General features: G+C 37.5%; 17 protein-coding genes. 15 read left to right on the plus strand and 2 right to left on the minus strand.

Annotation, left to right across the window (positions count from 1 at the left end):
* Position 1 precedes the first annotated feature (1 nt).
* The 6 genes from CGC63_RS06875 (at position 2) to CGC63_RS06900 (ending at position 4,703) form a co-directional block, all read left to right on the plus strand.
* A complete protein-coding gene (locus CGC63_RS06875) occupies positions 2-484 on the plus strand; it encodes an HD domain-containing protein (protein ID WP_004222050.1) in 483 nt (160 codons plus the stop codon).
* Positions 485-506: 22 nt separating this feature from the next.
* Positions 507-1,322, plus strand: a complete 816-nt coding sequence (folP, locus tag CGC63_RS06880; RefSeq protein ID WP_172620987.1) for a dihydropteroate synthase — start codon at positions 507-509, stop codon at positions 1,320-1,322.
* Positions 1,319-2,140, plus strand: coding sequence for a 2-amino-4-hydroxy-6-hydroxymethyldihydropteridine diphosphokinase (folK, locus tag CGC63_RS06885; protein WP_004222039.1), 822 nt, complete (start codon positions 1,319-1,321; stop codon positions 2,138-2,140). The genes folP and folK overlap by 4 nt, the downstream gene beginning before the upstream one ends.
* A gap of 25 nt (positions 2,141-2,165) precedes the next feature.
* Positions 2,166-3,188, plus strand: coding sequence for a formimidoylglutamase (hutG, locus tag CGC63_RS06890; protein WP_009247213.1), 1,023 nt, complete (start codon positions 2,166-2,168; stop codon positions 3,186-3,188).
* Positions 3,189-3,278: 90 nt separating this feature from the next.
* A complete protein-coding gene (locus CGC63_RS06895) occupies positions 3,279-4,172 on the plus strand; it encodes an aldose 1-epimerase family protein (protein WP_004222034.1) in 894 nt (297 codons plus the stop codon).
* 18 nt (positions 4,173-4,190) lie between these two features.
* Positions 4,191-4,703, plus strand: coding sequence for a ferritin (locus tag CGC63_RS06900; protein WP_004222029.1), 513 nt, complete (start codon positions 4,191-4,193; stop codon positions 4,701-4,703).
* 80 nt (positions 4,704-4,783) lie between these two features.
* Here the strand turns inward: CGC63_RS06900 and CGC63_RS06905 are convergent, their stop codons facing one another.
* Entirely contained in the window at positions 4,784-5,467 is a 684-nt protein-coding gene (locus tag CGC63_RS06905; RefSeq protein ID WP_009247212.1) for a FadR/GntR family transcriptional regulator, read from the minus strand.
* A 149-nt stretch (positions 5,468-5,616) separates the two neighbouring features.
* Between CGC63_RS06905 and CGC63_RS06910 the strand changes: the two genes are divergently transcribed.
* The 6 genes from CGC63_RS06910 to CGC63_RS06935 all read left to right on the plus strand — a co-directional run bounded on the left by CGC63_RS06910 (position 5,617) and on the right by CGC63_RS06935 (position 11,174).
* Positions 5,617-6,291, plus strand: a complete 675-nt coding sequence (locus tag CGC63_RS06910; protein ID WP_004222026.1) for a response regulator transcription factor — start codon at positions 5,617-5,619, stop codon at positions 6,289-6,291.
* On the plus strand, positions 6,288-7,544 hold the full coding sequence (locus tag CGC63_RS06915) for a sensor histidine kinase (protein WP_004222024.1): 1,257 nt from the start codon (positions 6,288-6,290) through the stop codon (positions 7,542-7,544). Before CGC63_RS06910 ends, CGC63_RS06915 begins: the two co-directional genes overlap by 4 nt.
* A gap of 76 nt (positions 7,545-7,620) precedes the next feature.
* On the plus strand, positions 7,621-8,340 hold the full coding sequence (locus CGC63_RS06920; RefSeq protein ID WP_004222023.1) for a polyphosphate polymerase domain-containing protein: 720 nt from the start codon (positions 7,621-7,623) through the stop codon (positions 8,338-8,340).
* Positions 8,333-9,028: a DUF4956 domain-containing protein gene (locus CGC63_RS06925; protein WP_004222021.1), complete on the plus strand. Its 696-nt coding sequence runs from the start codon at positions 8,333-8,335 to the stop codon at positions 9,026-9,028. Before CGC63_RS06920 ends, CGC63_RS06925 begins: the two co-directional genes overlap by 8 nt.
* Before the next feature lie 12 nt (positions 9,029-9,040).
* Positions 9,041-10,528, plus strand: a complete 1,488-nt coding sequence (locus tag CGC63_RS06930) for a carbohydrate-binding domain-containing protein (RefSeq protein WP_004222013.1) — start codon at positions 9,041-9,043, stop codon at positions 10,526-10,528.
* A gap of 79 nt (positions 10,529-10,607) precedes the next feature.
* Positions 10,608-11,174 (plus strand): flavodoxin family protein, encoded by a 567-nt coding sequence (locus CGC63_RS06935; RefSeq protein ID WP_004222009.1) that lies wholly within the window; start codon positions 10,608-10,610, stop codon positions 11,172-11,174.
* A gap of 56 nt (positions 11,175-11,230) precedes the next feature.
* Here CGC63_RS06935 and CGC63_RS06940 read toward each other — a convergent pair whose 3' ends face one another.
* Complete coding sequence (locus CGC63_RS06940) at positions 11,231-11,437, minus strand: DUF4177 domain-containing protein (RefSeq protein ID WP_004222007.1); 207 nt, start codon at positions 11,435-11,437, stop codon at positions 11,231-11,233.
* A 148-nt stretch (positions 11,438-11,585) separates the two neighbouring features.
* Here CGC63_RS06940 and CGC63_RS06945 point away from each other — a divergent pair, with 148 nt between their 5' ends.
* The 3 genes from CGC63_RS06945 to CGC63_RS06955 are packed head-to-tail and all read left to right on the plus strand — an operon-like array spanning position 11,586 to position 13,467.
* Entirely contained in the window at positions 11,586-11,969 is a 384-nt protein-coding gene (locus CGC63_RS06945) for a GntR family transcriptional regulator (RefSeq protein WP_004222005.1), read from the plus strand.
* Positions 11,963-12,814, plus strand: coding sequence for an ABC transporter ATP-binding protein (locus CGC63_RS06950; RefSeq protein WP_004222002.1), 852 nt, complete (start codon positions 11,963-11,965; stop codon positions 12,812-12,814). Before CGC63_RS06945 ends, CGC63_RS06950 begins: the two co-directional genes overlap by 7 nt.
* Positions 12,811-13,467 carry an ABC-2 transporter permease gene (locus CGC63_RS06955; protein WP_004221998.1) on the plus strand — a complete coding sequence of 219 codons (657 nt, stop codon included), beginning with the start codon at positions 12,811-12,813 and terminating at the stop codon, positions 13,465-13,467. The genes CGC63_RS06950 and CGC63_RS06955 overlap by 4 nt, the downstream gene beginning before the upstream one ends.
* Positions 13,468-13,574: the final 107 nt, after the last annotated feature.

The raw sequence follows: 13,574 nt of genomic DNA on the forward strand, positions 1-13,574 counted from the left end.
TATGGAGCGTATTGATAAAATTTCGGACCATCCTTTATGGAAATGGCACATGGCACAGCTAAAGGAAGCAGAAAAGGATAGAATTTTCTGCAAACATGGGATTGAGCATTTGCTGGATGTGGCAAGAATTGCATACATAGAAAATCTGGAGCAGAATTGCGGTGTCTCTAAGGAATGGATTTATACCGCAGCATTGCTTCACGATATCGGAAGATTTTTACAGTATTCCAAGGGAATATCTCACGAAGAAGCAGGGGCAGAGCTCGCAGAAGAAATATTAAAGGACTGCGGATTTAAGCAAGAGGAAAAAAAGGAAATTCTTTTGGCAATTACAGCTCACAGAAATATGGAAACGAGACAGGATAAGAGCCTTGCAGGGCTGATTTATCGGGCGGATAAACAGTCCAGAATGTGTAAATTTTGTCCGGCTTTTTCCGAATGTAACTGGTCGGCAGAGAAGAAAAATAACAAGATAGAAATATAAAAGCAAAGAGGTAAAAGAAATGATGAAAATCGGAAATCGCTTTTTTGATGTAGAAAATGACTGTAATATTATGGGAATTTTAAATGTAACACCGGACTCTTTTTCAGATGGCGGAAGATGGAATAATATGGAAAAAGCAAAACAGCATGTGGCTGATATGATAGAAGAAGGCGCAGGTATTATTGATGTGGGCGGAGAGTCTACCCGTCCAGGACATGTGCAGATTACTATACAGGAAGAAATCGATCGTGTTGTTCCTGTTATTGAAATGATAAAGGCAAATTTTGATATTCCCGTATCCATTGACAGCTATAAAAGCGAGGTCGTAGAGGCTGCATTAAAAGCAGGAGCTGATATGGTAAATGATATTTGGGGTTTAAAATATGACAAAAAAGTTGCTCGGTTAATTGCCAAATATCAGGTTCCTTGTTGTTTGATGCACAATCGGGATAACACAGATTATAACAACTTTGTAGAAGATATGTGCGAGGATTTAAGAGAGTCCGTAGCCATTGCAAAGGCGGCAAATATTCCGGATGAACACATTATTTTAGACCCCGGTGTAGGCTTTGGCAAAACTTATGAGCAGAACTTAATTGCCATTCATCAGCTGGAAAAATTGAAAGAAATCGGCTATCCTGTTTTGCTTGCCACTTCCAGAAAATCCGTAATCGGACTGACCTTAGACCTTCCTTCTGATGAGCGTGTGGAGGGAACCATTGTGACTACGGTCATGGGGGTTGAAAAGGGCGCAGCCTTTGTGCGTGTTCACGATGTGAAGGAAAATTTGCGGGCAATTCGCATGACGCAGGCAATTTTAAGGGAGTGTAAAGCATGATGAAATATGATGAAATCCATATAGAAGATTTGGAAATTTATGCCAGACATGGGGTGTTTCCGGAAGAAACAAAATTAGGACAGCGTTTTATTGTATCTGTAATATTATACACCAATACCAGAAAAGCAGGAACGACAGATGAATTGGAATGTTCCATTGATTACGGTTCAGTCAGTCATTTTATTACAAGATTTATGCAGGAGAACACCTATAAATTGATTGAGGCAGCAGCAGAAAATCTGGTAGAAGCGTTATTATTCGAATATCCGTTGCTGGCAGGCGTTACCTTGGAATTAAAGAAGCCGTGGGCGCCAATCGGTCTGCCGTTAAAGTATGCCTCTGTAAAAATCAGCAGATTTTGGCACAGAGCATATTTGGGCATGGGCTCTAATATGGGAGATAAAAAAGCATATTTGGACGGAGCAATTGAAGCTTTAAATAAAATAAAAGGCTGTCAGGTGGAAAAGGTATCCGAATATCTGGTGACAAAGCCTTATGGCGGAGTAGAACAGGATGATTTTTTAAATGCCTGTGCTCAGATAAAAACACTGCTTTCTCCGGAGGAGCTTTTAGATGTGCTTCATGAAATTGAAAAGGAAGCCCATAGAGAGCGGATTGTACGTTGGGGACCACGTACACTGGATTTAGATATTTTATTGTATGATGATGTAGTAATGGAAACAGATGATTTGATTATTCCTCATATTGAAATGGAATTGCGTGATTTTGTTTTAAAGCCTTTAAGTGAAATTGCACCAAATTTACGCCATCCTGTTTCAAAAAAGACAGTGACACAGATGTTGAAGGAATTGCAGTAAAAATTTGGAAGGAGAGGGGAAAGAGATGTTATTGACGAACTATGTAAGTGCCATGGAATACTGGAAGGGGCGTGTAGACAGCACCACAGATTATGATGCCTTTCGATGGCATCAATGGGTGAAACCTTTAGACTTAAATCAACAGGAAGAGCTGCCGGAAAGTAAGCTGGCCTTTGCCTTTATCGGCTTTTGCAGTGAGCAGGGGGTAAAGCGGAATAAAGGACGTGTGGGAACGGCTTTGGCTCCGGATTTTATCAGAGGTCAGATGTCAAATCTTCCGTGTACTTTTTCGCAGGAGGTAAAATTTTACGATGCAGGAAACATTCTCTGCGATGAAATTTCTATGGAAGAGGGACAAAGACTTTTAGGTCTGGCAGTGGAAAAGCTTTTGGAAATGAAGATGTTTCCTATTGTACTGGGAGGAGGTCATGAGACCACTTTCGGACATTTTCAGGGACAAATGGCAGATTTAAAAAAGGAAAATCATCCATTGGACATGGGAATTATCAATTTTGACGCACATTTTGATTTGAGACCCTATGATAATGGACCGTCCTCCGGTTCTATGTTTCGTCAGATTGCCGATATTTATAAGAAGGAAAATGCAGAGTACCGCTATTTGCCCCTTGGTATTCAGGAACACAGCAATACAGTGAGTTTGTTTAAATATGCCAAAGCGTTGGGGGCAAATTATATTTTGGCGAAAGAGATACAAAATTCTAATTTTTCTACGGTATTGGAAAAGGTAGACACTTTTTTGTATAAGTGTAATTCTGCCTATATTACCATTTGCACAGACGTATTTTCTTCTGCATTTGCGCCGGGAGTCAGCGCTACACAGGCTTTAGGATTGGATCCGGAGGTGGTGCTTCCTATTATCAAACATATTTTACGCACACGTAAAATCCGAGGATTTGATATCTGTGAGATTTCTCCCCGTTTTGATCAGGATAATACTACTGCAAAATTAGGGGCAGTTATTATCTTTGCCGTGGTAAATACGTTATGTAAGTTAAATGATTTGTCTTTGGAGATGCTGGATGAATAATCGGAAGAACATGTCTCTTGTATATCCGGATTTCCTGTGATAAACTGAAAGAAATATAAAATTGTAAAAGTAGAAAAAGGAGAGTCAGCTATGTATACAATGGAAAATCAATACTTAAAGGTAAAAGTATGTGAAAAAGGAGCAGAGCTGCAAAGCATTTTTGATAAAGAGATGGGAAAAGAAATTCTCTGGACAGCAGATGCAAAATTTTGGGCTCGCCGTTCTCCTATCTTATTTCCAAATGTAGGACGCCATCATGAAAACCAGTATTTTTATAATGGAAAGGTTTATGAAGCAATTCAGCATGGCTTTGCAAAAGATATGGAGTTTTCCTGTGTTGAAGAAACAGAGAATACCTTATCTTTTATAATTCAGGACACAGAGGAGACAAAGAAATATTATCCGTTTTCCTTTGCTTTAACTATTACATATAAAATTCAGGACAGAAAATTGGATGTAATCTGGAAAGTAGAAAATAAGAACACAGAAACCATGTACTTTACTATCGGAGGGCATCCGGGTTTTAATGTTCCGATTTTAGAAGATACTTGCCAGACAGATTATAAGCTGTTGTTTAAAAACAAAGGAGAAGTGGAGTATTGTCAGGTATACGGAATGACAGGTACTGCGGATGAGAAAAAAACATATAAGCTTCCTTTAGAGCCTTACGGTGAATATGAAGGCTGCAACGTTACAGAAACTATGTTTGAAAACGATGCTTTAATCTTTGACAATTCCCAGTTATCCTGTGTGGGAATTGGATATCCGGACGGAACACCGTATATTATGATGGACTGTACAGGATTTACAAATTTCGGAATTTGGAGTCTTCCGGGAGCGCCTTATATTTGTTTAGAGCCTTGGATGGGAAGATGTGATAATTACGGATTTAAAGATGACATTTCTAAAAAGCCGGATATTGTAGCATTGAAGCCGGAAGAAACCTTCCAGCATGGATACAGTGTAACCATATATAACAAATAAAAGAAAGAAGATGTAAAAATGTTAGACGCAAAAGTAACAGAACTGATCAATACACAAATCAATAAAGAATTTTACTCTGCATATCTTTATCTTGATTTTGCAAATTTTTATAAGAGCAAAGGTTTAGACGGATTTTATAATTGGTATATGGTGCAGACACAGGAAGAAAGAGACCATGCCATGTTGTTTCTGAAATATCTTCAGAACAATAATGCGGAAGTAACTCTGGAAGCGGTTGACAAGCCGCATATGACACTGGAAAAGCTGATAGATCCTTTAAAAGCAGGATTGGCTCACGAGGAGTATGTGACAGGACTAATCAATACCATTTATGATGCGGCTCAGAGTGTAAAGGATTTCAGAACCATGCAGTTTTTGGACTGGTTCATTAAAGAACAGGGAGAGGAAGAAACAAATGCTCATGATTTAATTACAAAGATGGAGTTATTTGGAACAGATCCAAAGGGACTTTATATGTTGGATAATGAATTGAAAGCCAGAGTGTATACAGCTCCTTCTTTGGTGATATAAGTGTCTGTGGAAAGACAACAAATGAAGTGAAAAAGAAAGGGTGTGACAGAAAAAAGAGCACCCTTTCTAAAACATATAATCTAATGAAAAATTCTTTTGCGGTTGTATACTAAATGCAGATACATCGCATCTTTAGCGCCGATGACATCATGGTTTCGAATAGCTTCGGTGATATCCACATGTGTTTCGATTGTTTCCTGTATTAAATTACTGTTTGTCAGTTGTATAAAAAGAGGAATAGAACTGTTGATAACAGGAATAAGACGGGGAACAACAAGATTTTTGCTGCTCATAGCAATGGCAGTGTGAAATTCAATATCTTTTTCTGTATGATTTTTCCCGCTTAGGAGCAATTCTTCGACTTCTTTACACAATTCGGAAATTTTTTCAATATCCTGTTCTGAGGCATTTGCAGCAGCCATTCCCGCAATGGAGGGTTCTAAAAGAAAACGCACTGCCAGTAAATCCTCTGCAAGTTTCTGCTTATTTTCTATAAATGTAAACCCAAGGGGGTCATTGATTACGCCTGGAGAAGAGGCAACATAGGTACCGGAGCCCTGACGAATGGTTACGATATTTCGAGAAGCCAATAATTTCATTGCTTCTCGGATAGAACTGCGGCCTGCTCCCATTTTTTCAGCGAGTATGGACTCGTTGGGGAGCTTATCATTTGGTTTAAGATGATTATTCAAAATATAAGAAACAATATCATCAGACAGCTTTTCGGGTAAACTTTTTTCATTATCACTTGTAGAATTCATCATATCATTTTCCTTTCTTTCTGCTTCTGAAAATCTACCATTATAGGATAAAATACAAAAAAATAAATGTCAAACGGAAATATTTTTAGGTTGGTTTAAAGCTTTTATAGTATAATTTAATCACTATTATAAAAATTTCGGAGGAACAGGATATGAGATTATTACTTGCAGAAGATGAAAAAGCACTCTCAAAAGCGCTTACTGCAATTTTAGAAAGAAATAATTATTCCGTAGATGCTGTTTATGACGGACAGGCGGCTTTGGAATATCTGGAGGCAGATAATTATGATGGTGTTATTCTTGATATTATGATGCCCAAAATAGATGGAATTACGGTGTTAAAAGAAATCCGAAAGAAGGGGAATTTAATTCCTGTTTTGTTATTGACAGCAAAATCTGAAGTGGATGATAAGGTAGAAGGCTTAGATGCCGGAGCCAATGATTATCTTGCAAAGCCCTTTCATTCAAAAGAATTACTGGCACGAATTCGTGCTATGACACGTGTGCAGACAGGACAGACCGGTTCAATTCTTAAAATGGGGAATGTAACCTTAAATCGTGCAGCTTTTGAGCTTTCTACATCAAAAGGAAGCTTTCGACTGGCAAACAAAGAATTTCAGATGATAGAGCTTATGATGAGCAATCCGGGAGTTTTGATTTCAGCAGAACGATTTATGGAAAAAATCTGGGGATATGACAGTGAGGCAGAAATCAATGTAGTATGGGTATATATTTCTTATTTGAGAAAAAAGCTGGCTGCGTTACAGGCAGATATTCAAATTAAAGTTACCAGAAGTGTAGGATATTCTCTGGAGGAAATAAAATGATTGCAAAACTGCGGAAAAAATTGATTTTTGTGTCTATGGTTTCTCTTTTTATTGTTCTTTTTGTACTTATTCTTTCTATTGGAATTTTAAATTACAGAAAGCTTGTGACAGATGCGGACCATGTACTTTCTATTTTGGCAGAAAATAACGGAAAGTTTCCGGAAAGAGAAGAACCGAAGGAACCGCCAAAGCCTGAAAAAAATTTTTCTGAAAAAAACCACCTTCTTTCGCCGGAATTACCTTATGAGTCAAGATATTTTTCAGCAACTGTAAATAAAGAAGGAGAAGTGCTTTCTGTGGAAGCAGGGAAAATTGTCACGGTAAACGAGGAAACAATTATCGAATACGTACAGGAGGTTTGGCAGAAGGGAAAGCAAAAAGGCTTTATTGAAAACTATCGTTTTTTATTAAGCCGTAATGACACAGAAATACGTATTATTTTTTTAGACTGTGGAAGAAGCTTAAACACTTTTCGAATGTTTCTTTTTATTGCTGCTTTTGTGAGCTTTTTAGGATTTTTAGCAGTGTGTCTTTTAATGATTTTTTTATCTGCATATATTGTAAAACCGTTTTTAGAAAATTATGAAAAACAAAAGCGGTTTATCACCGATGCCGGACATGAATTGAAAACTCCTCTTACAATTATTGACGCAGATGCAGAGGTTTTAGAAATGGATTTCGGAGAAAATGAATGGCTCAGTGATATTCAAAATCAAACAAAAAGGCTGACAGATTTAACAAACAATTTGATTTTATTGGCACGTATGGAAGAGGAAAGTATGAAGCTTCCTATGGTAGAATTTCCTTTATCAGATGTGGCAGAAGAAGTTATAGGAAATTTCCAGACACTGGCAAAAGCTCAAAATAAATTTCTTCACGGAAAAATTCAGCCAATGATTTCTATGAAGGGAGATGAGAAAGCAATTCGCCAGTTAATCGGGATTTTACTGGATAATGCTGTGAAATATTCAGATGAAAAGGGAGAAATATTGCTGACTGTGGAAGTACAGAGAAATCACATTTTTCTTTCTGTTTTTAATACGACAGAATTTATAAATAAAAAAGAAATTGCTCATTTATTTGAGCGGTTTTATAGAGCGGATAAGTCTCGAAATTCGCAGACAGGGGGGTATGGCATCGGGCTCTCTATTGCCGCTGCCACAGTGCGTGCGAATAAAGGCAAAATTTCTGCAATTACAGAAGATGAAAAATCTCTTAGAATTACAGCGGTATTTCCAAATGGAAAAAAATAAATTCTATTTTAAGTTTGATTAAGGTTTCTTCTTTATACTATGTCATGAAGAAAAACAATAGAAACAGGAGGAACTTATGGCATATCAAGCTACATTTAAAAGATACGAATTAAAGTATTTGCTGTCAAAGAAGGAAAAAGAAAAAGTTCTTGAGGCTATGGCAGCATATATGGAATTAGACAAATATGGAAGATGCACCATACGAAATATTTATTTGGACACAGATAATTTTCGTTTAATCAGACGTTCTTTGGAAAAACCGGTCTACAAGGAAAAGCTTAGAATACGCAGTTATCGCAGAGTAGAACCACAAGATACGGTGTTCGTAGAATTAAAAAAGAAATATAAGTCGGTTGTATATAAACGCAGACTGGTGCTTTCAGAAAAAGAAGTCATGGAAAGCTTTCGAAAGGAAACGCCATTACCGCTCCATTCACAAATCGGAGATGAAATTGAATATTTTCGGGAATATTACGGACATTTATATCCGGCTGTTTTCCTTTCTTACGAAAGAGAAGCTTATTTTATGAAAGATGGTTCTGATTTTCGTGTTACCTTTGATGAAAATATCTTGTACCGCAGAGAAAATTTTTCTCTTGGCAGTTCTGTTTACGGAACACCTCTTTTAGAAGAGGGTCAAACATTAATGGAAATTAAGACATCAGGGGGTATTCCTCTTTGGATGAGCCAAATTCTTACACAGTGCCATATTTATAAAACTTCATTTTCAAAATATGGACTGGCATATAAAAATATGATAGCCGAGAAAATACAGGGAGGAATAAAATATGCTTAATCATTTGTTTAAAGGAATTTTTGATACAAGTACAACGGAGGTAATTGCAGTATCTGATTTTCTTCTGTGTGTGTGTTGTGCCTTGATAATCGGTCTGTTTCTGGCATTTGCCTATATGTACCGTATCCGCTATACGAAAAGCTTTGTGGCAACCTTAGCTGTGCTGCCTGCTGTTGTATGTGTAGTAATTATGATGGTAAACGGGAATGTAGGTGCTGGTGTAGCTGTTGCAGGAGCATTTAGTCTGGTGCGGTTTCGTTCTGTGCCCGGCTCAGCAAAGGAAATCGGAGCAATCTTTCTTGCAATGGGAACCGGTTTAGTAGTAGGAATGGGCTATTTAGGATATGGGATTTTAGTAGCTCTCTTATTGGGCAGTGTCAATATGATTTATAATTGTGTTGGCTTTGGTGCAGGGAAGAAAGCGGAATTATATAAGACATTACATATTACAATTCCGGAGGACTTGGATTATACAGGAGTTTTTGAGGAGATTTTACAGACATACACCTCTCAATATGAGGTTGTTCGAGTGAAAACCACAAATATGGGAAGCTTATTTAAACTTACTTATAATTTGACTTTAAAAAACAAAGAACAGGAAAAAGAGTTTATTGACGAATTGCGTTGCCGAAATGGAAATTTGGAAATTACCATGTCAAAGCAGGAAACGGCAATCGGAGAATTATAAGGAGAATAATACATGAAGAAAAAAGTATATATGCTTCTGCTTGCTCTTGGAACGATATTGCTGTGTAGTTGCCAAAATCAACCGGTGTCAGAAAGCAAGTCTGACGGACAGACGGAAGAAAACAGCGTAGAGATTGACCTTACAGGAAACAGCGCAGAATGCACGTCAAAAGCAGTTGAAGTATCAGAAGGAAAGGTACGAATTACAGACGAGGGTACTTATACTTTGTCGGGAACATTGGAAGGAAGCGTTATCATTGATGCAAGTAATACCGATAAAGTAGAGTTAATATTAAAAAATGCGGAAATTAACAGCGCTGACTTTGCCGCTATTTATGTGCTGTCAGCGGATAAGGTTACAATTACGACAGAGGAGGAAACACAAAACAGTCTTTCGAATAGCGGAGAATATCAAAATATAGATGAAAATCAAGTAGACGGAGTTGTTTTTTCAAAAGCCGATTTAACTCTAAAAGGAGAAGGAATATTAAATATTCAGGCTTCTTATGGACACGGAATTGTGTCCAAGGATGAATTGATTTTCAGCAGCGGTACTTACGATATTACTGTAGCATCCCATGGAATTACAGGTAAGGACTGTGTAGAAATTACAGGTGGAGCTTATAGCATTACAGCAGGGAAAGACGGTATTCATGCAGAAAATAAGGATGACAGCAATTTGGGTTATCTCCATATAGGAGACGGAGAGTTTACGATAAATGCAGGAGATGACGGAATACACAGTGCGTCACAGGTTATGATTGCAGGCGGAAAAGTGGATATTACAAACAGCTATGAGGGAATAGAGGGACTGAGTATTGATATTACAGGAGGCGATATACAGATTACGGCAAGTGATGATGGAATGAATGCCGCAGGAGGAGCAGACGGCAGCAGTACAGGAGGAAAAGAGGAGGATATTTTTGCTGTTACAGAAGGCGCTTATATACAGATTTCAGGAGGAACTGTCTCAGTGAATGCTTCCGGAGACGGATTGGACTCTAACGGAGATTTGACGATTTCAGGAGGAAAAACTTATGTATCTGGTTCACAGGAGGGAAGTAACGGAGCAGTTGATTATAATGGAAAAGGTACAATAACCGGAGGTATTTTTGCTGCCGCAGGAGCATCGGGTATGGCACAGAATTTTCAGGAAGCTTCTACGCAGGGAGCAATATTGATTTCTACGGAACAGCAGGAAGCGCAAAGCTCTGTGGTTCTTTATGACAGCGAGGGAAAGGAATTGCTTAACTGGCAGCCTTTAAAGGCATATTCCAGTGTTCTTGTCAGTTGTCCGGAAATCAAGGAAGACGGCACTTATCAGCTAAGTGCAGGCAACAGCAGCAGTGAAATTACCATGACCGGTCTGATTTACGGAACAGAGCAAATGCAGGGAGGAGCTATGGGAGAAAGGAAAGCTCCTTTCGAGGGAGGACAAATGCCTGAGGGACAACCGGGAGAGCCACCAGAGGGGCAGGATAACAGAATGCCTCCGGCTTAAATTTTATAAGATTAAGATAGCAATCAAGTCTGATTTGAAGTATAATAATAACAGAAACGGAAAGGAAGGGAATAGAAGAATGAAAGTATTATTATTAAACGGAAGTCCCAGAAAAGAAGGGTGTACTTTTACAGCATTAAATCAGATAGCAGAGTCATTAAACAAACAGGGAATAGAAACAGAAATTTTTCAGGCGGGAAATGCTGACATGGAAAATGTAAAAGAGGCTGCGAAAAAATTGGAAACAGCCGATGGACTGATTGTAGGTTCACCTGTATATTGGGCTTCTCCCACAGGACAGATTATAGAGTTTATGGATAAACTTTCTTCATTGGCAGGAAAGCACATGCTATATAAACCGGCGGCAGCTATCGCATCAGCAAGACGTGCGGGAACAACGGCAACCTTGGAGGTTCTTACAAAATATTTCCAATTTTTCCAGATGCCTGTCATTTCATCAAATTATTGGAATATGGTTCATGGAAATACACCGGAAGAAGTAATGCAGGACGAAGAAGGACTTCAAATTATGAGAACGCTGGGTACCAATATGGCATGGGTTTTAAAGTGTCTGGAAGCAGGAAAAAATGCCGGTATTAAGAAACCTACACCGGAAGAAAAAATCAAAACGAATTTTATAAGATAAGGAAATAGGCGAAAGGTTGGAGTAAAATCAGCTTTTCGCCTTTATTATAGAAATTATTATTCTTCGTATTGAAAAATAAGAGATATGCTCTGTATTTCGCCTGTTCCTCGCATTTCAATGGGAATGTATCCACAAAATTCCCAGCCGTTTTCTATACGCTCACGGATAATGTCTTCTGCTTTATTAAATCCATAGCTTGTTCCTTTTCCAAAACCAAAACCCCAAAATTCAGCTTTTATTTTTACAAAATCAACTTTTTTCATTCTGTCACTCCTTTTTACGAAATTACATAATACATTTTAATTATATCATAAAAAAAGATAAAAGAAAGAAATTTTAAGCATAACAGTATATAACAGTTGACAAACAGTTATATACTGTTATATACTGTTTGTTAACAGGAGGAAAACAATGAAGATTATAATCAATAACTCATCGATGGTACCGATTTATGAACAGCTCATGGAGCAGATAAAAACAATGATTTTAAATGAAGAATTAAAAGAAGACGAGATTTTGCCTTCTGTGCGCTCTTTGGCAAAAGAATTAAAAATAAGCGCTCTTACTGTAAAAAAGGCGTATGACAATTTAGAGCAAGAAGGATTTACCGTTACGGTTCACGGAAAGGGCACTTATGTGGCAGCGGGAAATAACGCTGCAAAAGCAGAGGAACGAAGAAGGGAACTGGAGACGGACTTGGAAAATATTATTCAAAAAGGAAAAAGATATGGTATTTCCAATGAAGATATCCGTTCTATGTTTGAAATGATAATGGAGGATGAAGAAGAATGCTGAAAATAAAAGATTTGAAAAAATCCTATGATTTATTCCAACTGGACGTGTCTTTTGAAATCCCAAGAGGCTGTATCACCGGCTTAATTGGGGCAAACGGAGCAGGGAAAAGTACAATTTTCAAAGGGATTTTAGATTTGATTTCCATAGACGGAGGAACGATTGAAATTTTTGGAAAAGATTATAAAACTCTTTCCAAGAAAGAAAAGGAAAAACTGGGTGTTGTACTGGCTGAGTCAGGATTTAGTGGATTTTTGACGGTTCAGGATGTGGCAAAGATACTGGAGAATATGTATTCCCAATTTGATAAAGCCATGTTTTTCGATTATTGCAAACGGTATCAATTACCTTTAAAGAAACAGATAAAAGAATTTTCCACGGGAATGAAAGCAAAGCTGAAAATTTTAACTGCAATTTCTCATAAAGCAGAATTTTTGCTTTTGGATGAACCTACCACAGGCTTGGACGTTTTGGCAAGAGAGGACTTGCTTTCCATGCTCAGGGAATACATGGAGGAAAATGAAAACAGAACAATTTTAATCAGCTCACATATTTCCACAGACTTAGAGGGTTTATGTGATGATTTGTATATGATTGATAATGGAAAAGTAGTGCTCCATGAGGAAATTGACACGCTGCTGGGACAGTATGGATTATTGAAGATTTCTTCTGAGCAGTACGACACCTTAGATAAAAACTATTTGCTTCGGAAAAAGAGAGAAAGCTGGGGATATGCCTGTCTGACCAATCAAAAGCAGTTTTATCTTGAAAATTATCCTTCTTATACAATGGAAAAGGGAAGCATAGATGAGGTAATTACTATGATGATAAAAGGAGAAAAGATATGAAAGGATTATTTATAAAAGATATTGCTTTGATGAAGCATAATAAAAGATTATTGATGATTATATTTTTGACGGTACTTTTTTTACTTATGTCAGGCATGAACAGCAGTTTTCTCATGGGATATATGCCATTTATCTGTTGTATTCTGACCATGGGCACTATCAGCTATGACGAATATGAAAACGGACTTCCCTTTCTGTTTACATTGCCGGTTTCCAGAAAAGAGTATGTAAAAGAGAAGTTCTTACTGGGGTTTTTAACAGGAGGGGCAGGATTTCTCGTGAGTTCGGTAGTAACTACTGTTATGCAGTGGGTTAAGACACCGGAAATGGAATTTTTGCAGTGGTTTTTATTTTGCGGATGCTTTTTAATATTTCTGGCAATTTTTCTGGGGCTGATGATACCAATTCAGCTTAAATACGGCAGCGATAAAGGAAAAATCGTTTTTCTGGGAACTTTTTTGATTTTGATTGCTCTGTTTTATCTGATTACAAATATTTCCGAAAAGCTTTCCTTGGATTTGGGAGGGGTAAAACAGTTCTTGACAGGGATTTCTGACGGACAGTTTTTTGTGGGAGGTATACTGTTAGCGGTTGTTGTTTTAGGTATTTCTTATTATGTCAGTATTTGTATTATGGAGAAAAAAGAATTTTAGATTTTGAAGTTGACATTTTTTATTTTGAGGCTATAATAGTTTTAGATAAAACAGTTTTATTTAGAACTATTATAGCTGTTTTTTTATGGAAGGGGTGTGAAAATATA

Source organism: Blautia hansenii DSM 20583 (assembly GCF_002222595.2).
In the GTDB taxonomy this organism is placed as follows: Bacteria; Bacillota; Clostridia; order Lachnospirales; family Lachnospiraceae; genus Blautia; species Blautia hansenii.